23 protein-coding genes are annotated in these 24,065 nt (G+C 40.7%); 22 read left to right on the top strand and 1 reads right to left on the bottom strand.

Annotation, left to right across the window (positions count from 1 at the left end; genetic code table 11):
* Positions 1-6: 6 nt before the first annotated feature.
* The 22 genes from LMC10_RS00120 (at position 7) to rplS (ending at position 22,770) form a co-directional block, all read left to right on the top strand.
* Complete coding sequence (locus LMC10_RS00120; RefSeq protein WP_003675648.1) at positions 7-747, top strand: Stp1/IreP family PP2C-type Ser/Thr phosphatase; 741 nt, start codon at positions 7-9, stop codon at positions 745-747.
* 3 nt (positions 748-750) lie between these two features.
* Complete coding sequence (gene pknB / locus LMC10_RS00115; RefSeq protein WP_122481758.1) at positions 751-2,655, top strand: Stk1 family PASTA domain-containing Ser/Thr kinase; 1,905 nt, start codon at positions 751-753, stop codon at positions 2,653-2,655.
* Positions 2,656-2,667: 12 nt separating this feature from the next.
* Complete coding sequence (gene rsgA, locus LMC10_RS00110; protein WP_229268587.1) at positions 2,668-3,558, top strand: ribosome small subunit-dependent GTPase A; 891 nt, start codon at positions 2,668-2,670, stop codon at positions 3,556-3,558.
* A gap of 10 nt (positions 3,559-3,568) precedes the next feature.
* Positions 3,569-4,222 carry a ribulose-phosphate 3-epimerase gene (gene rpe / locus LMC10_RS00105; protein ID WP_003663836.1) on the top strand — a complete coding sequence of 218 codons (654 nt, stop codon included), beginning with the start codon at positions 3,569-3,571 and terminating at the stop codon, positions 4,220-4,222.
* Positions 4,223-4,304: 82 nt separating this feature from the next.
* A complete protein-coding gene (locus tag LMC10_RS00100) occupies positions 4,305-4,955 on the top strand; it encodes a thiamine diphosphokinase (protein ID WP_229268586.1) in 651 nt (216 codons plus the stop codon).
* Between the two features lie 149 nt (positions 4,956-5,104).
* The gene (gene rpmB, locus LMC10_RS00095) at positions 5,105-5,290 is read left to right on the top strand and encodes a 50S ribosomal protein L28 (protein ID WP_003663833.1); all 186 of its coding nucleotides are present in this window, start codon (positions 5,105-5,107) and stop codon (positions 5,288-5,290) included.
* 194 nt (positions 5,291-5,484) lie between these two features.
* Positions 5,485-5,847 (top strand): Asp23/Gls24 family envelope stress response protein, encoded by a 363-nt coding sequence (locus LMC10_RS00090; protein ID WP_003663831.1) that lies wholly within the window; start codon positions 5,485-5,487, stop codon positions 5,845-5,847.
* A gap of 25 nt (positions 5,848-5,872) precedes the next feature.
* A complete protein-coding gene (locus LMC10_RS00085) occupies positions 5,873-7,582 on the top strand; it encodes a DAK2 domain-containing protein (RefSeq protein ID WP_229268585.1) in 1,710 nt (569 codons plus the stop codon).
* A 101-nt stretch (positions 7,583-7,683) separates the two neighbouring features.
* The gene (recG, locus tag LMC10_RS00080) at positions 7,684-9,720 is read left to right on the top strand and encodes an ATP-dependent DNA helicase RecG (protein WP_229268584.1); all 2,037 of its coding nucleotides are present in this window, start codon (positions 7,684-7,686) and stop codon (positions 9,718-9,720) included.
* A gap of 17 nt (positions 9,721-9,737) precedes the next feature.
* Entirely contained in the window at positions 9,738-10,769 is a 1,032-nt protein-coding gene (plsX, locus tag LMC10_RS00075; protein WP_003672199.1) for a phosphate acyltransferase PlsX, read from the top strand.
* 36 nt (positions 10,770-10,805) lie between these two features.
* The gene (gene acpP / locus LMC10_RS00070) at positions 10,806-11,060 is read left to right on the top strand and encodes an acyl carrier protein (RefSeq protein WP_003663823.1); all 255 of its coding nucleotides are present in this window, start codon (positions 10,806-10,808) and stop codon (positions 11,058-11,060) included.
* 176 nt (positions 11,061-11,236) lie between these two features.
* Positions 11,237-11,938 carry a ribonuclease III gene (gene rnc, locus LMC10_RS00065; RefSeq protein ID WP_003663822.1) on the top strand — a complete coding sequence of 234 codons (702 nt, stop codon included), beginning with the start codon at positions 11,237-11,239 and terminating at the stop codon, positions 11,936-11,938.
* 16 nt (positions 11,939-11,954) lie between these two features.
* Positions 11,955-15,518 (top strand): chromosome segregation protein SMC, encoded by a 3,564-nt coding sequence (gene smc, locus LMC10_RS00060; RefSeq protein WP_229268583.1) that lies wholly within the window; start codon positions 11,955-11,957, stop codon positions 15,516-15,518.
* 21 nt (positions 15,519-15,539) lie between these two features.
* Positions 15,540-17,078: a signal recognition particle-docking protein FtsY gene (ftsY, locus tag LMC10_RS00055; protein ID WP_229268582.1), complete on the top strand. Its 1,539-nt coding sequence runs from the start codon at positions 15,540-15,542 to the stop codon at positions 17,076-17,078.
* A gap of 14 nt (positions 17,079-17,092) precedes the next feature.
* Positions 17,093-17,434 carry a putative DNA-binding protein gene (locus tag LMC10_RS00050; RefSeq protein WP_003663818.1) on the top strand — a complete coding sequence of 114 codons (342 nt, stop codon included), beginning with the start codon at positions 17,093-17,095 and terminating at the stop codon, positions 17,432-17,434.
* Position 17,435: 1 nt separating this feature from the next.
* A complete protein-coding gene (gene ffh / locus LMC10_RS00045; protein ID WP_229268581.1) occupies positions 17,436-18,881 on the top strand; it encodes a signal recognition particle protein in 1,446 nt (481 codons plus the stop codon).
* A 98-nt stretch (positions 18,882-18,979) separates the two neighbouring features.
* Positions 18,980-19,255 carry a 30S ribosomal protein S16 gene (gene rpsP, locus LMC10_RS00040; protein ID WP_003663816.1) on the top strand — a complete coding sequence of 92 codons (276 nt, stop codon included), beginning with the start codon at positions 18,980-18,982 and terminating at the stop codon, positions 19,253-19,255.
* A gap of 12 nt (positions 19,256-19,267) precedes the next feature.
* Positions 19,268-19,528, top strand: a complete 261-nt coding sequence (locus tag LMC10_RS00035; protein ID WP_229268580.1) for a KH domain-containing protein — start codon at positions 19,268-19,270, stop codon at positions 19,526-19,528.
* A gap of 54 nt (positions 19,529-19,582) precedes the next feature.
* On the top strand, positions 19,583-20,089 hold the full coding sequence (gene rimM, locus LMC10_RS00030) for a ribosome maturation factor RimM (protein WP_003663814.1): 507 nt from the start codon (positions 19,583-19,585) through the stop codon (positions 20,087-20,089).
* Positions 20,089-20,847 carry a tRNA (guanosine(37)-N1)-methyltransferase TrmD gene (gene trmD, locus LMC10_RS00025; RefSeq protein ID WP_003663813.1) on the top strand — a complete coding sequence of 253 codons (759 nt, stop codon included), beginning with the start codon at positions 20,089-20,091 and terminating at the stop codon, positions 20,845-20,847. The genes rimM and trmD overlap by 1 nt, the downstream gene beginning before the upstream one ends.
* A gap of 10 nt (positions 20,848-20,857) precedes the next feature.
* Positions 20,858-22,288 (top strand): APC family permease, encoded by a 1,431-nt coding sequence (locus tag LMC10_RS00020; RefSeq protein WP_229268579.1) that lies wholly within the window; start codon positions 20,858-20,860, stop codon positions 22,286-22,288.
* Between the two features lie 122 nt (positions 22,289-22,410).
* Complete coding sequence (gene rplS / locus LMC10_RS00015) at positions 22,411-22,770, top strand: 50S ribosomal protein L19 (protein ID WP_003675625.1); 360 nt, start codon at positions 22,411-22,413, stop codon at positions 22,768-22,770.
* A gap of 114 nt (positions 22,771-22,884) precedes the next feature.
* Here rplS and LMC10_RS00010 read toward each other — a convergent pair whose 3' ends face one another.
* Positions 22,885-23,925: a tyrosine-type recombinase/integrase gene (locus LMC10_RS00010; protein WP_229268578.1), complete on the bottom strand. Its 1,041-nt coding sequence runs from the start codon at positions 23,923-23,925 to the stop codon at positions 22,885-22,887.
* Positions 23,926-24,065 lie beyond the last annotated feature (140 nt).

The raw sequence follows: 24,065 nt of genomic DNA, 5'->3' as shown, positions 1-24,065 counted from the left end.
AAGTTAATGAAAGCTGCTTATCAAACAGATATCGGTCATCAACGAAAGCAAAATCAAGACCGGGTTGCTGTGTTTACTAACAAGCTAGGCAATCAATTAATGGTTATTGCTGATGGAATTGGTGGCAATCGTAGCGGAGATATCGCTGCAGAGCAAACAGTTGCGACTTTGGGGAGTCAGTTTAAAAAAAGGCCTCCGCAGACTTCGATGGAAGGGATCCGCTGGTTTGCTCGTGAAACCCAATTAATCAATAATAAAATCTTAGCGCAATCCAAACGTAATCTTCGCTTGCAGGGGATGGGTACAACAATGGTCGCCGCTATTACATTTAATGATGCGGTTGTAGTTGCTAACATTGGGGATAGTCGAGGATACATCCTTCATCAAAACCTATTAACGCAGATTACAGTAGACCATTCATTGGTTAATGAATTGGTAAAAACAGGAGATATATCAGAAGATGAAGCCCTAAAGTTACCCCAGAGCAATATAATTACAAGGGCAATTGGAATCTCTCCTGATGCACAAGTTGATGTAAATCGCTTTGAATTAAACGAGGGTGATCAACTGTTAATGTGTTCTGATGGCTTGTTTAAGACTGTTTCTAAGGAGCGGATTATCAAGGTACTTGAATTGCCGATACCGCTTGAAGAGAAATGTGCGCAACTTATAAAAATGGCAAACGATGCCGGCGGACCAGATAATATTACCGTTTTAATTGGGATTAATAGTAACCAGGAGGGATAGGAAATGAATCCTGGATATGAAATTGGTCACCGATATCGGATAATTCGGTCACTGGGTGAAGGTGGAATGGCTAATGTCTACTTGGCACATGATATGGTTCTTGATCGGGACGTTTCTGTTAAACTATTGCGTCTTGACTTACGGGACGATCCAAGTACTAAACGGCGATTTCACCGGGAAGCAATGGCCGCGACGCAGTTAAATGATCCTCATATTGTTGGAATTTATGACGTTGGTGAGGATCATGGCTTGCAATACATGGTAATGCAATATGTAAAGGGGACAGACCTTAAAGCATATATAAAAAAGCACTATCCGATTCCACTTCCACAAGTTATTGATATTATGGAACAGGTGCTTTCAGCAGTTGCGACCGCCCATGCGCATGGGATTATCCACCGGGACTTAAAACCACAAAATATCTTAATTGATGAAAATAAAAACGTTAAAATTACTGATTTTGGAATTGCGGTTGCTGTATCGCAAGACTCATTAACGCAGACTAATACCTTGATGGGGTCAGTTCACTACCTATCCCCAGAACAAGCGCGAGGAAGCATTGCTACTAAACAATCAGATATCTATTCACTAGGAATTATCTTGTTTGAACTTCTAACAGGAAAGGTTCCATTTGAGGGAGAAACGGCTGTCTCAATTGCCTTGAAGCATTTCCGTGAAGAAATCCCTTCTGTCCGTGAACAGAATAAAGAAATTCCTCAAGCACTCGAAAACGTGATTATTAAAGCGACTGCAAAGGAACCTGCTGAGCGGTATAGTTCAGTTAATGAAATGGCAGCTGATTTGAAAACCGTCCTTGATCCACAAAGAGCTAATGAGCCGCGGTTAAAAATTCAACAAGATGATAATGGAGAAACTAAGGTGTTAGATATTAAACACCTAAAAGCTGATGATTATCAATCAAAGAAGTCAACTGATTCACCAACCGTTGATCCATCAACTAAACCGCAAAAGTGGAAAAAATATGGGATTGTTAGTGGGACGCTTGGTATGATTGTGCTGATTGCAGTCTGCAGTTGGTGGTTCTTAATCCGTCAAGTAATCATCCCCGATGTAGAAGGAATGACGGTACAAAAGGCAGAGCAACGATTGCACCAGCAAAACTTGCGGATTGGTAAGATTACTCGGGTAAATAGCCAGGCAGTGGATAAAAACCGAATTGTTTCAACCAATCCTGACGTCAGCCATAAGACCCGTGTCAGTACCCCGATTAATCTAACGGTTAGTACAGGAGTTAAGCAATTGCAAATGGCTGATTATGTTGGTGATGACTATTCTTCAGTGGCGGCTAACCTTCGTCGCAAGGGATTTCAAGTTCATCAAGAACCAGTGTATTCGGATGATATCGATAAGGGACAGATTATCAGACAAAACCACAAAAAAGGTACGATTGTTAAGCCTGCTGCTAACACAATTATTTTTCGGGTAAGTGCAGGTAAAGAACCGATCAAGATTCCGAACTTTAAGAATCAAGATATTAGTGCTGTGCAACAGTTTGCAAATAAAAATAATTTGCAATTGACAACTCAAGAGAAAAAATCAAAAACAATTGCGACTAACCATGTAATTAATCAGACACCACGAGCTGGGTCAACATTAAATCATGGTGATACGTTAACAGTTTCCATTGCTAATTCTGGTAACCAAACAAAAACGACGAATATTCAGATTAACATTCCATTCGATGGAAATGGTGGGCAGCGCGAAAACCGGGTGCAGGTATACATTAGAGATGCCAACCATAATTTAACGATGGAGTATCAAGATATTACAATTAATCAGGAAACAACAATTAATGTGCCATTTACCCTTAAACAAGGACAAACAGGTGCATACCGTGTTGTTCGCAATGGACGAACGATTATGAGTGCAACAAATATTACTGGATAATGGAGGTGCAGTTTGAAAACAGGAATAATCCAACAATCATTAAGTGGCTTTTATGATGTAATTGCAGATGAAAAGATCTACCGGACAAGGGCACGTGGAAATTTCCGTCAACGAAAGATTAAGCCGGTAGTTGGCGATCACGTTGAATTCAGTGCTGAAAATCAACAGGAAGGGTATTTATTAAAAATCCTGCCCCGCCGCAATCAGTTGGTTCGGCCACCTGTTGCTAATGTTGATATGGCAGTTGTTGTAACCTCAGCTAAAGAACCAGCATTTTCCGCTAACCTTTTAGACCGGCAATTGATTGCTTTAGAAGCACAAGATGTTACTCCTTTAATTTATTTTTCAAAGACTGACTTACTGACAGATGATGAATACCAACAACTTTTGCCAACGATTGAGGGCTATCGTAAAATCGGCTACCAGGTCTATGCGGCCCGTGAGCCTTTCGATTTCGATCAATTAGCAATTTTGATGGAAGAATTAAAGGGAAACATTGTAACGATGATGGGGCAGACAGGAGCAGGGAAGTCAACTTTGCTTAACCATTTGGCTCCCCAATTAAAATTAGCGACTGGCGAAATTTCCCAAGCACTTCAACGGGGACGGCATACAACACGAAAAGTAAGCTTACTAGATGTTAACGGGGCTCTGATAGCCGATACTCCTGGTTTTTCGTCGTATGAGACATTTGATATGACGGTAAATGATTTGCCGCATTTATTCCCTGAAATGGCTAAGATTTCAGCTGATTGTAAGTTTCGGGGATGCCTTCACATAAAAGAACCACAATGTGCTGTGAAGGAAGCGGTAAACAATGGTATAATCATGAAGAGTCGGTATGATGATTATCTTCAGTTCAATGAATTGATTGCTAATCAAAAACCAAATTATAAGAAATGAGGGAATCAGGATGATTAAAGTTGCACCATCAATTTTAAGTGCAGATTATGTAAATTTACAAAAGGACATTGAAAAGGTAGAAAAGGCCGGTGCACCATACTTACACATTGATGTTATGGATGGTACCTTTGTTCCAAGTATTTCTTACGGACCAGGCTTTGTTAAGGCCATTCGTCCAATTACAAACATGGTATTGGATGTGCACTTGATGGTTGAAAGTCCAGAACATATTTTGCCAATGTTCATTGATGCTGGCGCTGATATTATTGGTGTTCAAGTAGAAGCTACTCAACACATTCACCGTGCTCTTCAAATTATCAAAAACGGTGGAGTAAAAGCCGAAGTTGTTATTAACCCAGGTACACCAGTAGCAATGATCGAACCGGTATTACACATGGTTGATCAAGTCTTAGTAATGACGGTTAACCCTGGTTTTGGTGGTCAAAAGTTCTTGCCAGAAACAGTTGACAAGATTGCCCAATTAAACGCAATTAAGGAAGAAAAGGGCTACAATTTCGATATTGAAGTAGACGGTGGAGTTAACGACAAGACGGTTGTAGATTGCTACAAAGCTGGTGCTACGGTAGCAGTTGCTGGTTCATATGTCTTTAACGCTGAAGATCCTTCTGAACGAATCAAGGCTCTTGAAGATGCTACTAAGTAATTAGTCACATTAAAAAAATAAAATGGATCTTCTAGTTCGGGTTTATCTGAATATTGAAGATCTATTTTTTTAGGAGTGAAAAATGAGAGTAAATGTACTAGTTGGCGGTCCGCTTGAAATGGTTCCAACCGAGTTGATTTTGCAACGTAAAGATGAAAAATGGATTGGGGTTGACCGGGGCGCTTTAAGATTATTAAAGTGGGGAATTAAGCCGGTATTAGCAATTGGTGACTTTGATTCCGTTACCAGGGATGAATTGCAAGGTTTAGAAGGTAAAATTACTCGTATAAAAACTTATCCTCCTGAAAAAGATTATACCGATACGCAATTGGGCGTGAAATTTGCAATTCAGGAACAGGCTGATGAAATTGAAATTTTTGGTGCAACGGGAGGGCGCTTAGACCATTTATTAGCTAACCTCTTTCTTCCGCTGCAGAGTGAATTTAAACCATACTTAACCCGGACTAAGATTATTGACTGTCAAAATGTTGTCTCTTATTACTTGCCAGGGAATTACACTATTTCTCGCTTGCCGCATAAGAAGTATCTGGCCTTTGTCAATCTTACTCCTGTTCGAGGCCTTACATTGAAAGACGAAAAATATCCACTGCAAAACTGGAGTAGTCAAATTCCATTTTCGTGGACAAGCAATGAATTTACAGCTGAAGAAAATCATTTTTCATTTGAAAGTGGAATTGTTTCTGTAATTCAGTGTAGCGACCAATTAAAATAGGTTTTTGAGGGGAAAATACCCTGTCAAGGAAAATTACTTGAAAGAAAACTATTGCATTGTTGCGATGCCTATGGTAGATTAATTAGGTGAGTTACATCGCAGTTTTGCGTAAACGAAAAAATTATGAAGCAAAGAGGAGGGTATCACCAATGGCTAAAGATTTTATCAACGGTAAACGGACGCAATTTGGTAACAAGCGTTCTCACGCCCTTAACTCAAGTCGGCGTAGCTGGAAGCCTAACTTGCAAAAGGTAACCATTTTAGTTAATGGTAAGCCTAAGAAGGTATACGTTTCAGCACGTACACTGAAGTCAGGTAAAGTGACTCGGGTTTAATTAAAATGATGCCGTCCAGTTTGGGCGGCTTATTTTTTACACTAATTGATTAACCCCATTGATCGATTGCAAAAATATCCATCAGTTACTTTTTTAGTGAAATATGCTATGGTATGATGGTATTGATTTAATTGTGAATTTTAGTATCATAGGATTCTAAAATCAATTGGTAATTTTATAAGGAGGCCATGACGATGGCAGTAAAAATCAAAACTAAGTCAGGTACAATTGACATTGATAATGATGTGATTTCATCAGTTGTCGGTGGGGCTGCTACTGATAACTACGGTGTTGTTGGAATGGCAAGCCGAAACCCCCTCCGTGATGGGGTTAACCAAATTCTTCGTCGTGAAAATTTTGCGCGCGGCGTTGTTGTTCGGCAGCAAGATAATGGTGTAGCTGTTGACGTAAATATTATTGTAGGCTATGGCACAAAGATCTCAGAAGTATCAAAGAGTGTCCAAGCAAAGGTAAAGTATAATCTTGAAACAATGCTCGGTATTACGGCAAATTCAGTTAATGTATGTGTCCAAGGTGTACGGACACTAGAAGATTAAGCGAGCATTGGGGAGGAATTTCGAATTGGCTGTAACAAAAATTACAAACCTTGAATTCGGTAAAATGGTCCAGGCGGCCGCCGATAAACTTGGTAAGAACGCTGAATTTATTAATTCATTAAATGTTTTTCCAGTTCCAGATGGAGACACCGGGACAAACATGACTTCTTCAATGGCAAGTGGTGCCAAGTACGAACGCAACGAAACCAGTAAGAAGGTTGGCGACCTGAGTGCAGCGTTAGCAAAGGGCCTTTTAATGGGAGCACGCGGAAATTCTGGGGTTATTTTATCGCAGATTTTCCGTGGCTTTGCAAAGGCAACAGAAGGCATGGATGTTTTATCTACTGCTGACTTTGTTAATGCTTATGCTAATGGTGCAAAGACAGCTTATAAGGCTGTGATGAAGCCAACAGAAGGTACCATTTTAACTGTTGTTCGTGAATCAGCTCAAGCAGGCCTCAATAAGATTAAAGAGACTGATGATCTTGTTGAGATTATGCATACTATTTATGAAGCAGGTGAAGAAGCGCTTAAGAAGACGCCGGATTTATTGCCAGTCCTGAAAGAAGTTGGCGTGGTAGATTCTGGTGGGCAAGGACTCGTCTTTGTACTTCAAGCCTTTGACGAAGCCTTGAGTGGCCGCGTAGATAAAAGTGATGACTATAAACCTGACAATGCTGAAATTGATGAGATGGTTCACGCCATGGATCACCAAAGCGTTCAAGGAAAGCTTAATCCTGAAGATATCAAGTATACTTACTGTACTCAAATGTTGGTACGACTTGGTAAGGGTAAACAAGTGACTCAAAAGTTTGACTATGATACTTTCTATAACTACTTAGCTGACTTAGGCGATAGTTTACTTGTTCTAAACGATGATCAAGTTGTGCGGGTCCATGTTCATACCGAGCATCCCGGTAAAGTATTATCTTGGGGTCAACAATTCGGTGATTTACAGACAATTGAAATTCATAACATGGTTTGGCAACAAGAAGAAATCATGGAAAAAGATGAAGAAGACGCTGACAGTGAGTCGCCAATTGAGAAGGCAAAAGCAGCTGCAGAAGCTAAAAATGACCTTCAGACAGCTGTTATTGCTGTCGCATCAGGAGAAGGAATTGCGAAATTATTAAAGAGCTTGGGTGTTACCCATATCATTACAGGTGGTCAAACAATGAACCCAAGCACTCAAGATATTCTCGATGCCATTAATAATAGTGGTGCTAAGCAAGCTATTGTTCTGCCAAATAACGGCAACATCTTTATGACTGCTGATCAAGCTGCTGAAGTTGCTGATATTCCGACAAAGGTTGTTCACAGTAAAACAATTGCCCAAGCGATGAGTGCACTACTTGAGTACAACCCAGAAGCATCTTTGGACGAAAATCAAGCAAACATGGAAGCTAATACAGATACGGTTGCCAGTGGAGCAGTTACTAATGCTGTTCGTGATACAACAATTGACGGTCGTGAAATAAAGAAAGACGACTACATGGGAATTGTTGATGGTCAAATTGTTACTACTGATCCGGATCTGAAAGAAGCCGCTATTAAGATGGTTAAAGCCATGCTTGATGAAGATAGCGAAATTGTAACGATCTTATATGGAGCTGGTGGTGATCAAAAGACTGCCGAAGAGATTAAAGCAGCAGTTGAAGAAGTAGATGATGAATTAGATATTCAGATTTACGATGGTGGCCAGCCAGTTTATCCATACCTGATTTCGGTTGAATAGAGTTACACTAAATTAATTTCTATAGGGGTGGGTTAATAAAGGACTGCTTTTATTCCCACTCCTATTTTGGTTACTGGTTGTGTTAAAAAGAGGTGAAAGATGTGCGGAGTTTAACGGATTCAGTTGCCAATTTAAAAGGGGTCGGTCCCAAGCGGGTAGCAGATTTAGCCACGCTTGGAATAGATACTATTGAAGATTTATTGACATATTATCCTACTCGTTATAATGATTTCACGCCTACAGATATTGAAAGCGCCAAAGATAAACAAAAAATTACTCTTCAAGGAATAGTGGTGTCAGAACCGCTTTTGGTCCGCTATGGTTATCGGCGCAACCGGCTTACCTTTCGAATGCAGGTTGGTAAAGAAGTAGTGATCGCAACCTTTTTTAATCAGCCCTATATTAAAAAGCAAATCGAACTAAATCAGCAAGTAACTGTGATGGGAAAGTGGGATGCACCTCGCCGTCAAGTAACGGGGAACAAGCTTCTTAAGGAAAAAGCTGATGATCGAAATGAGTTTGGTGCAGTTTATGCAGTGAATAAACATATCCGGCAAAATGTCCTCCAAAGTTTTATCCGTCAAGCTTACGAGGAATATGCCAATATTATTCCAACATATTTGCCAGAAACGATTCGTCAACGATACCGGTTAATGGATCGTCGGCAAATGATTAGGGAAATTCACTTTCCGCAAACTCAAGCAACCGCAAAAGCCGCTCGCCGAACAGCAGCTTATGAAGAGTTTTTTTTGTTTCAGTTACGACTGCAAGCGATTCGCCGTGCCCACCGTCAAGAAGATGGTGACCAGATTTTATATCATAATGATGAATTAAAAGAATTTATTGGCGGACTCCCATTTGAACTAACTGATGCTCAAAAACGGGTTGTCAATGAAATTTGCCGTGATATGCGTCAACCATATCAAATGAATCGCTTGTTGCAGGGAGACGTTGGATCTGGAAAGACAATTGTTGCTGCTATTGCTATTTATGCAGCGATTACCGCCGGCTATCAAGCAGCTTTAATGGCACCGACAGAAATTCTGGCAGGCCAGCATGCTGAGAAATTAGCGAAAATTTTTGAAGGAACCCATGTCCAAGTTGCTCTTCTTACTGGTTCATTAACAGCTAAGCAACATCGGGAACTGCTGACGGCGATGAAGCGGGGGGATGTCAACCTTATTGTCGGAACCCATGCACTAATTCAAGATGGAGTCGAATATGCTAATCTTGGTCTGGTAATTACCGATGAACAGCACCGTTTTGGGGTCAATCAGCGTCAGCAACTTCGTGAAAAAGGTGAACATCCTGATGTATTAGCCATGACAGCAACCCCCATCCCACGGACACTAGCAATTACTAATTATGGTGAAATGGATGTTTCGATAATTGACCAATTACCGGCTGGTCGAAAACCAATTCAAACAAAGTGGTTGCAGTCTAATCAACATGCCGCAGCAATCCATTTTTTGCGTGAACAATTAAAGCAGGGAGCACAGGCGTATGTTGTTAGTCCTTTGATTGAGGAATCAGCGGCCCTAGATGTACAAAACGCGACTGATCTTTATAATCAACTGTCAGCTGATCTTGAACCAGCTTATAAAGTAGGATTGCTTCATGGACGAATGGGGACGGAAGAAAAAGATGAGGCAATGCGCCGATTTAAATCTGGTGAGCTTCAAGTTTTAGTCGCAACCACGGTTATTGAAGTTGGCGTTGATAACCCCAATGCAACGGTAATGGTTATATATGATGCTGATCGTTTTGGCCTTGCACAGCTTCACCAATTACGTGGGCGTGTTGGTCGAGGCAGTCGACAAAGCTATTGTTTGTTGATTGCTGATCCGAAAACTGATGAAGGAAAAGCTCGGATGAAAACGATGGTAGCTACTGACGATGGATTTAAAATAGCTGAGCAAGACTTGAAACTACGAGGATCTGGAGATGTTTTAGGAAAAAAGCAATCGGGGATGCCAGAATTTAAAGTGGGTGATCCAGTTGCTGATTTAAAGATGCTGCAAATTGCTCGTGCAGATGCTGGGAACCTATTAGGCATGCCCAATTGGGATCAGGTCGATGAAAATCAGCCACTTGTTTTATATTTAAAGCGTCATGAACTGGAGACGCACTTTGACTAATATGAGGAGGAGATTTTATGAAAATTGCTGTTGATGCAATGGGTGGAGATAATGCTCCCCAAGTAATCATTGAAGGGGTAGAAGAGGCCCGAGACCTTTACCCCGACTTAGAATTTGACCTTTATGGAAATCCAGACAAGGTTAAACCCTTAATAAAAAATAATGAGCGGCTTAATATTGTTGCTACCAGTGAAGAAATTTCAATGGGTGAAGAACCAGTCCGAGCGATTCGGCGAAAAAAAGATTCGTCAATTGTTCGCGCGGCAACAGCAGTTAAAGAAGGCAAAGCTGATGCCTTCTTTTCTGCGGGAAACACTGGGGCAATTTTGGCGGCCGGCCTCTTCATTGTTGGCCGTATTAAAGGAATTGACCGTCCGGGACTCACTAGTATTTTGCCAATTGCCAAGCCGGGTGCTAGTCGACACAATTTTGTCTACCTCGATACTGGTGCAAATGCTGAAAGCAAAGAGAAAAATTTGGAACAATATGCTTACCTTGGTAAATTCTATGCCGAAAATGTATTGGGAGTTGCGAACCCTCGGATTGCGCTATTAAACAATGGGGCAGAAGAAGATAAGGGTGACAAATTACATAAAGAAGTATGGCAAATCCTCAATAGCAAAGACGATTTGAATTTTGTCGGCAATATTGAATCTGGCGACCTCCTGTTTGGCAAGGCAGATGTTGTCGTAAGTGATGGGTGGACAGCAAATGCGGCCTTGAAAGCGACTGAAGGAACCGCTAAGATGATGATGACGTTAATTAAAGATGGAATCTTACATGGTGGTCTCCGTGCTAAGTTAGGTTATCTTATGCTAAAGCCCGTTTTCCATCAAATCGGGCAAAAAATGAGTGCTTCAACTTATGGTGGGGCGGTCTTATTAGGACTTAAGGCCCCCGTTGTTAAGACTCATGGATCTGCTGATGCTTTAGCAGTGAAAAATACAATTAGTCAAATCAGAACGATGATCAAAACGGGTGTGATTGAAAAAACAGTTGAATTTTTTGATAACACCGAAAATCTAGACAATTCTAAGAAAAACGAATAGAATAAGTAGCGAACTAGTAAAGAGAGGTTAATAATAATGGCTGATAATAAGAAAACAGAAATCTTTAATAAGGTTTCAGAGATTGTTGCTGACCATTTTGATGTTGATCGGGCTAAGATTACTGATGATTTGAACTTAAAGACAGATTTGGATGCTGATTCAATTGATTTTGTTGAATTTGTTCTCGAATTGGAGGATACGTTTGGCGAAGAAATTAATGATGAAGATGCTGAAAAGTTAAGTACAATCGGTGAAGTTGTTGATTACATTGCAGAACATACTGCCAACTAATCAAACCGTTTAATTATTAAGGTAGAAAAGTAAGGGCTGAGAAAAGGCGAAAGTTTTTTCACAGCCTTTAATTTTTTCGAATATTATTAAAATTACCTGCGGAATAGCGGGTTGTTTAGTATAATAGGCCTTAGACATTTTTTATAATTTTAAGTCAAAAACGAAAGGAATTTTTTATGATCGAAGAATTACAAGACTACCTGGCCAAGGAATTTAATATTCATTTTGATAATCCTGCTTTATTAGCAGAAGCTTTTACTCAAGCTTCGTATGTAAATGAACATCCTAACCAAGGATTAAAATATTACGAACGGATTGAATTTCTTGGCGATGCTGTGTTGGAACTGATCGTTTCAGAATATATTTATAAACGTTTCCCTGAATTGCCGCAGGGAAAACTTACTCGCTTAAGAGCGGCAATGGTATGTGAAGATAGTTTTTCTAAATTTGCCAAGGAATGTCACTTTGATCAATACATTCGCTTGGGTCATGGTGAGGAAATGGCCGGCGCAAGAGAACGGCCAGGCTTGCTATGTGATATTTTTGAATCATTTATTGGTGCCCTCTATTTAGATCAAGGCCGACCAGCAGTCGAAAAATTTGTCCAACGGGTTATCTTTCCTAAACTTGATATGGGCTGGTTTGATCATGCTGTTGATGCCAAGACTAGTCTTCAGGAATTTCTCCAACGTGACGGTGACATTGCCATTGAATATCATTTGGTGGAGGAAAGTGGAACAGAAAATGACCCTGAATTTAAAGTAAATGTTACTGCTAACGGTGACGTTATCGGTGAAGGAAAGGGCTCATCAAAGAAGCATGCGGAAATGCAAGCAGCACAACAGGCACTTGATAATATGAGAAATAAAAATAAATAGTAAGTAGGAATAACTGATGCAATTATTGTCTTTAACTTTGGACGGCTTTAAGTCCTTTGCCCAAAAAACAACAATTAAATTTGAGCCCGGAATGACAGGGATTGTTGGTCCGAATGGTAGTGGAAAGAGTAATATTATCGAAGCTATTCAATGGGTAATGGGCGAACAGTCGGCTCATCATTTACGGGGAGATCGGATGGCTGATGTTATCTTTAATGGGTCATCAGATCGTAAACCTTTAAACCGGGCCCTAGTTTCGATTACGCTAGATAATAGTGATCATTACTTAGCTAGTGAATTTACTGAGCTTACCATTACTCGTAAAATATACCGCAATGGTGATAGTGAGTACTTAATCAATGACCAAAACGTCCGCTTAAAGGACATTACAGACTTATTCATTGATTCTGGTTTAGGTCGAGAATCCTTTTCCATTATTTCCCAAGGACGGATTGAAGAAATTTTTAACGGTAAACCAATTGATCGGCGGGGAATCATTGAAACCGTTGCGGGAGTTGCCAAGTATAAGAAGAATAAAGAAACAGCTGAAAAGCGACTTACTACGACGATGGAAAACCTTAACCGGGTAAATGACATTATTAGTGAGTTAGAAAAGCAGATTGAACCTTTAGAAGAGCAAAGTGCGATTGCCCAAGATTACTTGGAACAAAAGAAACAATTTGATGTGCTTGATCGGACACAAACAGTTCGTCATTATGATGAGTACTATGAAAAGTTAACCAAATTAGGTGCCAAGCTCGATCAAGCAGAAGCGATGGTAAAGGACTATCAAGGACAAGCAGGTCGTGATCAGCAACAGCTTGATAATTTGAAGCAAAAGCGCCAACAACTAAACGCAACTAAAGATCGTCTCCAAGCGATTATCTTAAATCAGACGGAGGCAATTGCTAAGTATGAGAATCAGCAATCTGTTTCTAGTGTTCGTCGTGAACAACGTGAAAATGAGCAACGGCGGTTAACTACCCAACAGGCTGAACTCAATGCACGTTTAAAAGAGGTTAAGGCAAACCAACAGGCAAATGACGAGCAATTGGCTGAACAAAAAGCGTTGATTAATGGTCAGCAAGCTGAGTTTGAAACAGCCAGAAAGATGAGTAGCAGTGAGCGGATCGCGACCCTAAAACAGCAAGTGGAGGATTTGCGTAACCAACAAGTTAGCTTGATGCAGGAAAGAACAACGATTCATAATCAGCAATCTTTCTTGTCACGTAATCATGAACAGGCGATGAGTCTTCAACGTCAGAATGTCGAGGAACTTGACGCTACTAAGAACCAGCTTGCAGAAATTAATCAAGAATATGACCGCTACCAACAAGAAGCAGCCACTACTAAGGGAAGCCTACAGACTGTCAGTGAAAAACTAAAAGCAGCTCAAGATCACCGTGAAAAACTTAATTACGAGTATCAAACCAACCAACGTGATTGGTATGAAGCATTGGGAGATGTGCGGTCACTTAAGTCGCGAATTAATGCTTACCAGTCAATGGCCGATGAATATAGTGGCTATTACCGGGGAGTTCAAGAAGTCCTTCGGCAACGGCAGCAATTTCCTGGGTTAGCTGGAGCAGTCAGCGAATTATTTGATGTTCCTGCCAAGTACACGCAAGCGGTTGAAACAGTATTAGGAAGTCAGCTTCAGCAATTAGTTGTTGATCGGCAAGCTACTGCCAAAGCAATTATTAACTTCTTGATTAAGACGCGCGCTGGCCGGGTAACTATTTTGCCGCTTGATACGCTTAGCCACCGGCGACCATTAAACATTTGGCCACAACTAACTGGCCTCCCTGGCTTTTTGGGTCGAGCAACAGAGCTTATTAGGTTTGATCAAAAGTTTCAGATTATTACTGACCACTTACTAGGAACAACGGTTATTGCTGACAACCTTGATCATGCGACTGAGATTGCTCGTGCAGGTCGTCATATGGTACGGGTGGTAACTCTTGACGGTCAGTTGATCAATGCTAGTGGAGCGATGACTGGGGGAGCCACTCGTAGTCAACGAACAGGACTTTTAAGTCAAAAGCAAATGGCTAAGCAACTAAAAGAAGAGCTAAAAAAACAGGAACAGCTTGCAGCAAACTTAGAGCAAGAAATTGCTAAACTACAACAAGCGCAAAAGGCGAACGAACAAGTAGTGGCTGATTATCAGCAACAAGTTCAGACTTTACAAGATAAGTTTCATGAGCAAGAAAGTAATTGCCAGTTGATCTCAAGTAAGCATGAGACGCTTACTAATCGGGTACAGATTTTAGAAACCCAAAATAAACAGCAAGACACTCAACATCAGGATTACGAATCACAAGTTCAACAAAATAATGAACAAGCTGATAAAGTAAATCGGGAATTGACGCAAGTTGTTGCAAAGATTAAGCAAATTCTTACCCAGATCGATGAATTACAGAATGATGAGTCGACTCAGGCACGACAATTAGCACAAATGCAACAAAAAATTGCAGTGGCCGAAGAACGACTTCAACAATATCAACGCCAAAGTCAAGAGTATAACCGGCAACGGCGAGAAGTTGAAGAGAGTTTAGAAAAGGTCACGATTGCAATCGCTGAGTTAACGACTCAATCAGCTAGTCAATCAACAAGTGAAAAATCGACACAGACAGCCTTAAAAGATGCTAAAGAAGAGCAGGCAAAAGCTAAGGTGCAACTGGAAGATAATTCAGTTGCTCTTGAAGAACTTGAGCAAAAGCTGTCACAAGCCGAAGCACATTATAATCGTCTGCAAGAACTTCAGCGGGCAGCCCTGGATGATCGTAATAACTTAAATGAAGAGCGCGTGAAGTTTGAATCAATGGTTGATCAAGCTCTTAATCGATTATCTGAGCAATATTCCATGACCATTGATGAAGCTCGCCAACAGATGAGTGACTTGGACGAAGAGACCTTAGCGACCCGGTTGAAGCTATTAAAACGGGGATTGGATGATCTTGGTCAAGTTAATGTTGGAGCGATTGAAGAATATGAGCGTGTTCGTGAACGGTACGATTTCTTAAAGGGTCAACAAGACGACTTGCTCGCCTCTCGAGCTCAGCTTAATCAGACGATGGGTGAGATGGATGCTCAGGTAAAGAAACGTTTTATTACGACTTTTAATCAGGTTTCACAAAAGTTTGATGAGACGTTCCAACAAATTTTCTCTGGTGGTCATGCTAAACTCGTCTTAACCGATCCCCATGACTTATTAACAACCGGGGTCGATATTATGGCCCAACCACCAGGAAAGAAAAATCAACATCTTTCATTGTTATCAGGTGGGGAGCGAGCATTAACGGCGATTACCTTACTATTCGCTATTTTAAAAGTCCGCCCAGTCCCATTTGCAATTCTTGATGAACCAGAGGCCGCCTTGGATGAGGTCAATGTACAACGTTTTGCGCACTACCTCAGCAAATTTGGTACTGAAGGTCCACAATTTATCGTCATTACCCACCGCAAGGGAACGATGATGGACGCCGATGTATTGTACGGGGTTACAATGCAAGAATCAGGAGTTTCAAAGATGGTATCAGTGGATGTTGTTGATACTTTACAAGAGAGTGACAATTAACTAATTTAGGAGGCTTCAAGTATGGGATTATTTGATATTTTCCGCCGTCATAAGAAAAAAGAAGAGGAAAAAACGCCTGATAGTTCAAGCGCAGTTGTTCAATCTGAAACCGCGCATGAAGATGAATCAGCAGATGCGACGAGTGCAGCGCCAGCTTCTGCACAAATTCATCCGGAACCGATAAATATTCCTCCTGCCGATAGCTATGAGGAAAAGATTAACCCGGATGGAACTCACGAAACACTTCATAACGGGGTTAAAGAAGAAAAAGAAGAGGATACTAGCGAGGAAAGTCACTCAGAAGAGGTAGCAGACTCAAGTGTTTCTGAAGAAGAAGTACCGTCGTCTAGTGCTCCAGAAGAAACTATTTCTGCAGAAGAACCATCTTCTTCTAATTCTGCTGAAACTGAAACAGCCGTTGAACCGACTGAAGAACCGACCGAATCTGTTGCAGAAGAAGAAAAAACAGTTGAAGAACCAGTAATGCCAACTAAAGAAGAAGTGGCAGAAGATTCCTCAACTGCTGAAGAATCAAATGAGACTGATGATTCTGAAGAAAATGATGATGAGGAGGAGCAGGAGCAACAACCTTCTCCTGAACCAGAAGAGGATCAAGAAACTGAAACGGTTAAGAAATACGATCGTGGGCTTGAGAAGTCCCGGACAGGCTTCGGGGCACGGTTAAATAAGTTCTTGGCTAATTTCCGGCATGTTGATGAAGACTTCTTTGATGATCTTGAAGATATGTTAATTGAATCTGATGTCGGCTATGATATGGCGATGAAGCTCAGTGATGAATTGCGAGAAGAAGTAAAACTGCAAAATGCTAAGAGCAAGCAGGATGTTTCCAACGTCATTATTGAAAAAATGGTCGAACTTTACGATGAAGCTGGTCAAGACGAAAATCCTGACTTAACCATGGCAAAAGAAGGACCAACTGTTATTATGTTTGTCGGTGTTAATGGGGCCGGAAAGACAACAACAATTGGTAAGATGGCCGCCCTCTTTAAGAAGCAAGGTAAGAAAGTTCTTTTAGCGGCCGCCGATACGTTCCGGGCGGGGGCCACTGAGCAATTAGATGTGTGGGCAAAACGCGACGGTGTTGACATTGTTACCGGACCAGAAAATGGTGATCCAGCGGCTGTCGTCTTTGATGCAGTAAAACGGGCAAAAGATGAAAACTATGATATCTTGTTCGTTGATACTGCTGGTCGTCTCCAAAACAAGGTTAACTTGATGAATGAGTTAGCTAAGATGAAGCGCATCCTTACTCGTGAAATTCCAGATGCTCCTCATGAAGTACTGTTAGTCTTGGATGCAACAACTGGTCAAAACGCTCTTAATCAGGCTAAACTATTTAAGGAAAGTACCGATGTAACAGGGATTGTTTTAACAAAACTAGACGGAACTGCTCGTGGGGGAATTGTCCTTGCTATCCGTAATGAACTCCACTTACCGGTTAAGTATGTGGGGCTCGGTGAAAAGGTAGATGACCTCCAGAAGTTTGATGCTGGCGACTTTGTTTATGGCCTGTTCAAGGGATTAGTCGAAGTTGACTAGGCAGGTATGACGATATGGAAATTGAAAAGAATTATCGGATAAATTCATTATTTGAGTTTTACCAACCCTTATTAACCAAAAAACAAAATGATTATTTAGAGCTTTATTACGGGGATGACTACTCATTGGGCGAAATTGCCGAGAATTTCCATGTTAGTCGTCAAGCCGTATATGATAATATAAAGCGCACAGAAAGCATATTAGAAGATTACGAGGCCAAATTGCATTTGTATGCTGAATTTCAAGTTCGTAATCAACAGGCGGATCGAATTCAACGATACGTCCGAGAAAACTATCCAGATGATGCAACGCTCAATCACTTAGTAAATCATCTGGAAAGCTTGGAGGAAGAATAAAATGGCATTTGAAGGTTTAACAGATCGTCTGCAAAAGGCGATGGAAAAATTACGACGCAAGCCCAAAGTTACGGAAGCTGATCTTCGGGAAACAATGCGTGAGATTCGGCTCGCCCTTTTAGAGGCCGATGTTAACTTTAAAGTTGTAAAAGACTTTGTAAAGACCGTTCGGGAAAAAGCAGCCGGAGCAGAAGTACTGAAAGGGTTAAATCCAGCCCAACAAATCGTTAAAATTGTTAATGATGAATTGACAAAACTGATGGGGGAAGAAGCGGTTCCACTTAACAAAGCACCGCACATTCCAACTGTTATCATGATGGTTGGTCTTCAAGGGGCAGGTAAGACGACCACTGCCGGTAAATTGGCTTTACGATTAAAGAATGAAAATCACGCGCGGCCAATGTTTATTGCGGCCGACGTTTACCGTCCCGCCGCTATTACTCAGTTACAACAAGTTGCTGATCAGATTGATGTTCCTGTTTTTGAAAAGGGGACAGATGTTGACCTAGTAGAAATTGTTCGCGAAGGGATGGAAGTAGCCAAGAAAAATCATAATGATTATGTCATTATTGATACTGCTGGTCGGCTTCAGATTGATGAACAATTAATGGATGAGCTTGCAAACATTAAAGAACTAGTAAATCCAAATGAAATTTTGCTTGTTATTGATTCGATGACTGGTCAAAATGCAGTTAATACGGCTCAAGGTTTCGATGATAAGCTTGACATTACTGGGGTTGTCTTAACCAAGTTAGATGGTGATACCCGTGGTGGGGCCGCCATGTCAATCCGGGCAGTGACAGGTAAGCCGATTAAATTTGTCGGTGAAGGTGAAAAGATGGAGGATCTTGATGTCTTCCACCCTGACCGAATGGCTTCACGGATTCTGGGTATGGGGGACATGATGACCCTGATTGAAAAAGCCCAGAAGAATTTTGATGAAGAACAAGCCCAAGAAACAATGGATAAAATGCGTGAAAACACATTTGACTATAATGATTTCTTGGCACAGATGGATCAGGTTACCAAGATGGGACCATTGGAAAATATTATTAAGATGATGCCCGGGATGGCTAATAACCCTGCCTTGAAGAATCTTAATTTGGATCCTAAGCAATTTGCTCATATTCGGGCCATTGTTCTTTCAATGACGCCAGAAGAACGTGAAAACCCTGATCTAATGAATCCTAGTCGTCGTCGGCGTTTAGCAGCTGGTGCGGGACGGCCAATTGTTGAAGTTAACCGGATGATTAAGCAATTTAATCAAATGCGTAAGATGATGAAGCAGGTTACAAATGGTAACTTCAATGGAATGCAAAATATGTTTGGCGGACAAATGCCAGGTGGTAAGATGGGACAAATGGCAATGAACCGTATGGCGCGAAAAATGAAAAAAGACAAGCAAAAACGTATTAAAAAGCTTCGTAAATTACGAAAGAAAAAATAATTTCAAAAAATTTAAGCCTGTCAAGAAAAAATACTTTACATTCTATTTGAACACTGGTATATTATTATCTGTTAAAAGAAATCAGGGAGGTGCAAAGAATGTCTGTTAAAATTCGTTTAAAGCGCATGGGTTCAAAGAAGCGTCCATTCTACCGGATCGTTGTAGCTGACTCACGTGCCCCACGTGATGGTCGTTTTATTACTTCAGTAGGTACTTACAACCCATTGACTACTCCTAAGGAAGTCAAGTTTGATGAAGACGCTGTTATGGAATGGTTACAAAAGGGTGCTCAACCTTCAGATACTGTTCGTAACATGCTTCAAGCAGCTGGCGTTATGAAGAAGTACCACGAAGCAAAGTACGCTAAGAAGTAGTGATAATCAGTCATGGCTGAGACAGATATCGAGTCGTTAATTCGTAGTTTAGTTATTCCACTATTGAAGCAGCCACAGGCATTGTCAATTACCCAAAAAGATGATGGACGTTACCATCGTTATATAATTGATGTTGCTCCCAATGATGTTGGCCGTCTAATTGGTCGACAGGGACACGTTGTCGCAGCATTGCGAACAATAGTCGAGGGTACTCAATCTCGACGGGCTAACTCTAAGCGAGTCCGGTTATTAATTAATGACCATCGTCACTAAATTTAAAACTCCCACACTAATCTGTGGGAGTTTTTGTCTTTTCAGGAGGAATTTATGGAATATTATAATGTTGGTAAAATTGTAAATACTCATGGTGTTCGCGGAGAAGTGCGCGTATTAGCAACTACTGATTTTATTGATGAACGATTTGCCAAGGGAAATACCTTGTACCTACAACAATCAGGCGAGCCTTTACCATTGACGATTGAAAGCACGCGGCAACATAAGGGTTTTGTTCTTGTTAAGTTTGTCGGTTACGATAATATTAATGATGTTGAACAATTCCGTGACCATGAATTAATGGTCAGTGCTGATGATCAACAGCCATTAGACGATGGTCAATATTACTACCACCAGATTATTGGATTAGACGTTGAAACAACAGATGGTCGTCATTTGGGGAAAATTAAGGAAATTTTATCTCCTGGTGCGAATGATGTGTGGGTTGTTGAACGTCCAGAAAAAAGAGATTTATTATTACCAGTGATTGATGATGTTGTTAAAAATGTTGATCTTGATAAAAATCTTGTAACAGTCGAATTAATGGAAGGACTTGAATAATGAGGATTGATATTTTAAGCTTATTCCCCAATATGTTTCAAGCAACAATGGGGGAATCCATTATCGGTAAGGCGCAAGATAATGGATTTATCGATATTAATGTGACCGATTTTCGTCAATATACTACCGATAAGCATAACCATGTTGACGATGCGCCATTTGGTGGGGGAGCGGGGATGCTCCTTCAAGCACAACCGATTTTTGACGCAATGGATGCAATTCATGAACAAACGAAAGATCAGTATTCAAAGGGACGGGTTATTTTAATGGATCCCGCTGGTCGAAAGTTTGATCAAGCCTATGCTAAAGAGTTAGCCCAAGAAGACCACTTAACATTTATCTGCGGTCATTATGAGGGATATGATGAACGAATCCGTAATTTAGTTACCGATGAAGCGTCTCTTGGTGACTATGTGTTAACAGGCGGGGAATTAGCAGCGATGGTGATGATTGATGCGACCGTCCGCTTTGTTCCTGGTGTCCTCGGCAACATGTCTTCACCAATGGGAGATTCATTTAGTAACGGTTTGCTAGAATATCCTCAATATACACGTCCGGCAGATTTTCGGGGGATGAAAGTACCGGAAGTTCTTACGAGTGGTAATCATCAGAAAATTAAAGAATGGCGGATGCGTGAATCGCTACGACGGACTCTTCACCGCCGACCAGATCTTTTAAAAACTGCTAAGCTAAGTCGGGAACAGCAATTAATGTTAGAAGATATTAAGCTGGATGAAGATCCAACTGTTCCAGACTAAGGTGATGTGAATGAAAAAATTAATTAAACGACTATTTCTTAAGCAGAACCCACACGTTTATGAAGAAAAGGATGCACAATTAACTCCTAGTTTGCGAACAAGAGACTTAATTGGATTAGGAACTGGGATGGTAGTGGGAACGGCTATCTTTACTTTGCCAGGGATTGTGGCAGCCGAGCATACTGGTCCTGCCGTTCCATTAGCCTTCATTGTAGCCGCAATTGGCGCGGGATTATCAGCATTAGCTTATGCGGAAACGTCCTCAGTATTGCCTTTTGCTGGTTCTGCTTTTTCCTGGATCAATGTTTTGTTTGGTGAATTCTTTGGCTGGATTGCTGGCTGGGCGCTTTTAGCTGAATATTTTATTTCAGTGGCTTTTGTTGCGTCTGGGTGGTCAGCCTATATGCAAGGATTCCTTGGGAGTTTTGGAATTAAATTACCGCATGCCTTAACTGGTGGGTTTGATCCACATACAGGGTCTTATATTGATATTCTGGCCGCCTTTGCAATTCTAATTGTTGGAGTTTTAATTTCCCGGGGTGTTCATCAGGTTAGCCGGATTGAAAATATTATTGTTAGTGTAAAACTACTAGTAATTTTAATGTTTATCGTTGTGGGGGCAACTGCAATCCATCCGCAAAACTATGTCCCATTTCTCCCCGCTCATCAACCAGGCACCACTTTTGGGGGTTGGCAAGGAATATTAGCTGGGACTGCGCAAATCTTTATTGCCTATGTTGGCTTTGATGCGATTGCGGCTAATACAGCTGAAACGATTAACCCGCAAAAGACAATGCCACGAGGATTGATCGGGACACTATTACTAGGAACAGGCTTTTTTATTGCGGTTTCGCTTGTATTAGTGGGGATGTTTAAATATAGCCGTTATGCAAATAATGCAGAACCAGCAGCCTGGGCTTTAAGACAGTCTGGACACTATATTACGGCGAACTTGCTTTCCGTTGTAGCGATTGTTGGTATTTTCTCTGCGTTAATCGCAATCCTTTTAGCTTCCTCTCGACTAATCTATGCTTTTGGACGGGATGGGTTACTACCAAAATCACTCGGCCAAATCGATGATAAGCACGTCCCTAATCACGCATTATGGATGATTACTTTCTTGGCTATGATCTTGGGTTCTGTTTTCCCATTTACGTTCTTAGCAACCCTTGTTTCTGCGGGAACCCTGGTCGCATTTATCTTTGTTTCTCTGGGGATTTATGCCTTGCGTCCGCGAGAAGGGGTAGATTTGCCTGAAGCCCAGTTTAAGATGCCATTGTATCCAGTACTCCCAGCTGTATCAGCAATCTTTTCGGCCGTGATCTTCTGGGGCCTAAATACTGATGCAAAAATTTTAATGGTTGGTTGGTTTGTGATCGGTTTGTTAATTTACTTTATCTATGGGATTCGTCATTCAATCATTAATAAAGAAACCCACTAATTTACCCTTGAAAGACAGCTGAAAACAATGTATAGTAGTTATTGGCTGTTTAGCTGTGAATAACGGTATTCCGCTGCCCGTCATACAGGACATGAATGTCGGCGAAAGGAAAGAAATATATTATGCGTCAAAACAAGTTAATCGAAAAGATTACTGCTAGTCAATTACGGGATGATATTCCAGAATTCCGTGCCGGTGATACTGTTCGTGTTCACGCTCGGATCGTTGAAGGTTCACGTGAACGTATCCAAATGTTCGAAGGTGTTGTTATCAAGCGCCACGGTGCTGGTATCAGTGCTACTTACACTGTACGTAAGATCAGTAACGGTGTAGGTGTTGAACGTACTTTCCCAGTTCACTCACCACGTGTTGACAAGATTGATGTTCTTCGTTACGGTCGTGTACGTCGTGCTAAGCTTTACTACTTACGTGAACGTACTGGTAAGGCTACTCGTATCGCTGAACGTCGTCGCGACAACTAGTAGTGCAGAACCCTTGTGTATCAAGGGTTCTTTTTTTGTTTTAAAATTATTTTTAAGAAAAAAGAAAGAGTAAAAATAATTTTTCAAAGCAAATGGTAGGTTTTTGGTAGGTTTTTATAGTTCATCAAGTTTTGACGCTTCCTTTTCAATTGCTTTTTGTGTCACATGAAGATATATCTGGGAGGTAATCTTACTACTGGAGTGACCAACTCTTTGCTGGATTACATATAGCGGAATTCCTAACTCAGCCATTTTTGAAATATGAGTATGTCTAAATACATGAGTACTTAATGGCTTATTAAGTTTAAGTTTCTTTTTTGCTGATCTTAAAACAGTATTTACTGATGCCGTTTGAATCGGTGTACCATTTTCAGTTGCGAAGATAAAACCTTTGCCATTAGATTTTTTCTTCAAATCAAGATAAATTTGAACGGCTTTCTTTGGTAGTACAACGCTACGGACTGAGGATGAGGTTTTAGGTGCGTCACTCTTTTTTTGTTCTTTGATTTTAATTCGTTTATACTCTAATGTACCAGTTATATCTACAAACCAATGGTTGTCCTTTTGGTAAACATCATCAAAACTTAAAGCGGCTGCTTCACCAAATCTTAGGCCAGTAAGATATAACCATTCGCACAGTTCTCCATATATACGAGTATTCTTATATAGGTATTCGAGTACAGCTTTTAACTCATCATCTTCTAGAAATTTATCTTTTATTTGTTGTCCGCTTATAGACGACTTATAGTCAATTTTGACTTTATCAACAGGATTCTCTTTTATGTATGAATGTTTGACGGCATAATCAATCACTTTATGTAGATAATACTTATACCGGGATACATAGCCACTTGATAGATCTCTGTCGCCATACATAAGCTTTTCGAGAGTATCTGTAATAATGAGGGGAGTGAAGTTCTCAATGAGTGCATCTTTACCAAAAATATCTAGTAAGGTGTTAACCATTGTTTGATGATTATAGTATGTTGATCTTTTAATTCTTGGTTCTTCATAGTCGGTATACTCATCAAGTAATTGTTTAAGGGTAATTCCATGAATTATTTTGCCTTGCGTAACTTCACTAATTTGCTTATTGATTTTATTAATATCTTTAGACCTGGTTGAGTGCGCGAGCAGAGCGAGTGCACGAAACAAAAAACCACCTGCTATGTGGGTAGGCGATAAAAATTATATAAAAAAGGCCTCTTTTGCCTTAAGATGTAGGTGTTCAAGCCAAAGTCAATAAGGGAAAAGAGGTTATATAAATATGGCTAATAAATTAAATAGCTTAGCCC

This window comes from Limosilactobacillus reuteri subsp. simiae, from assembly GCF_020784875.1.
Lineage (GTDB): Bacteria > Bacillota > Bacilli > Lactobacillales > Lactobacillaceae > Limosilactobacillus > Limosilactobacillus reuteri_H.
This window is presented reverse-complemented; position numbering and strand designations above follow the sequence as displayed.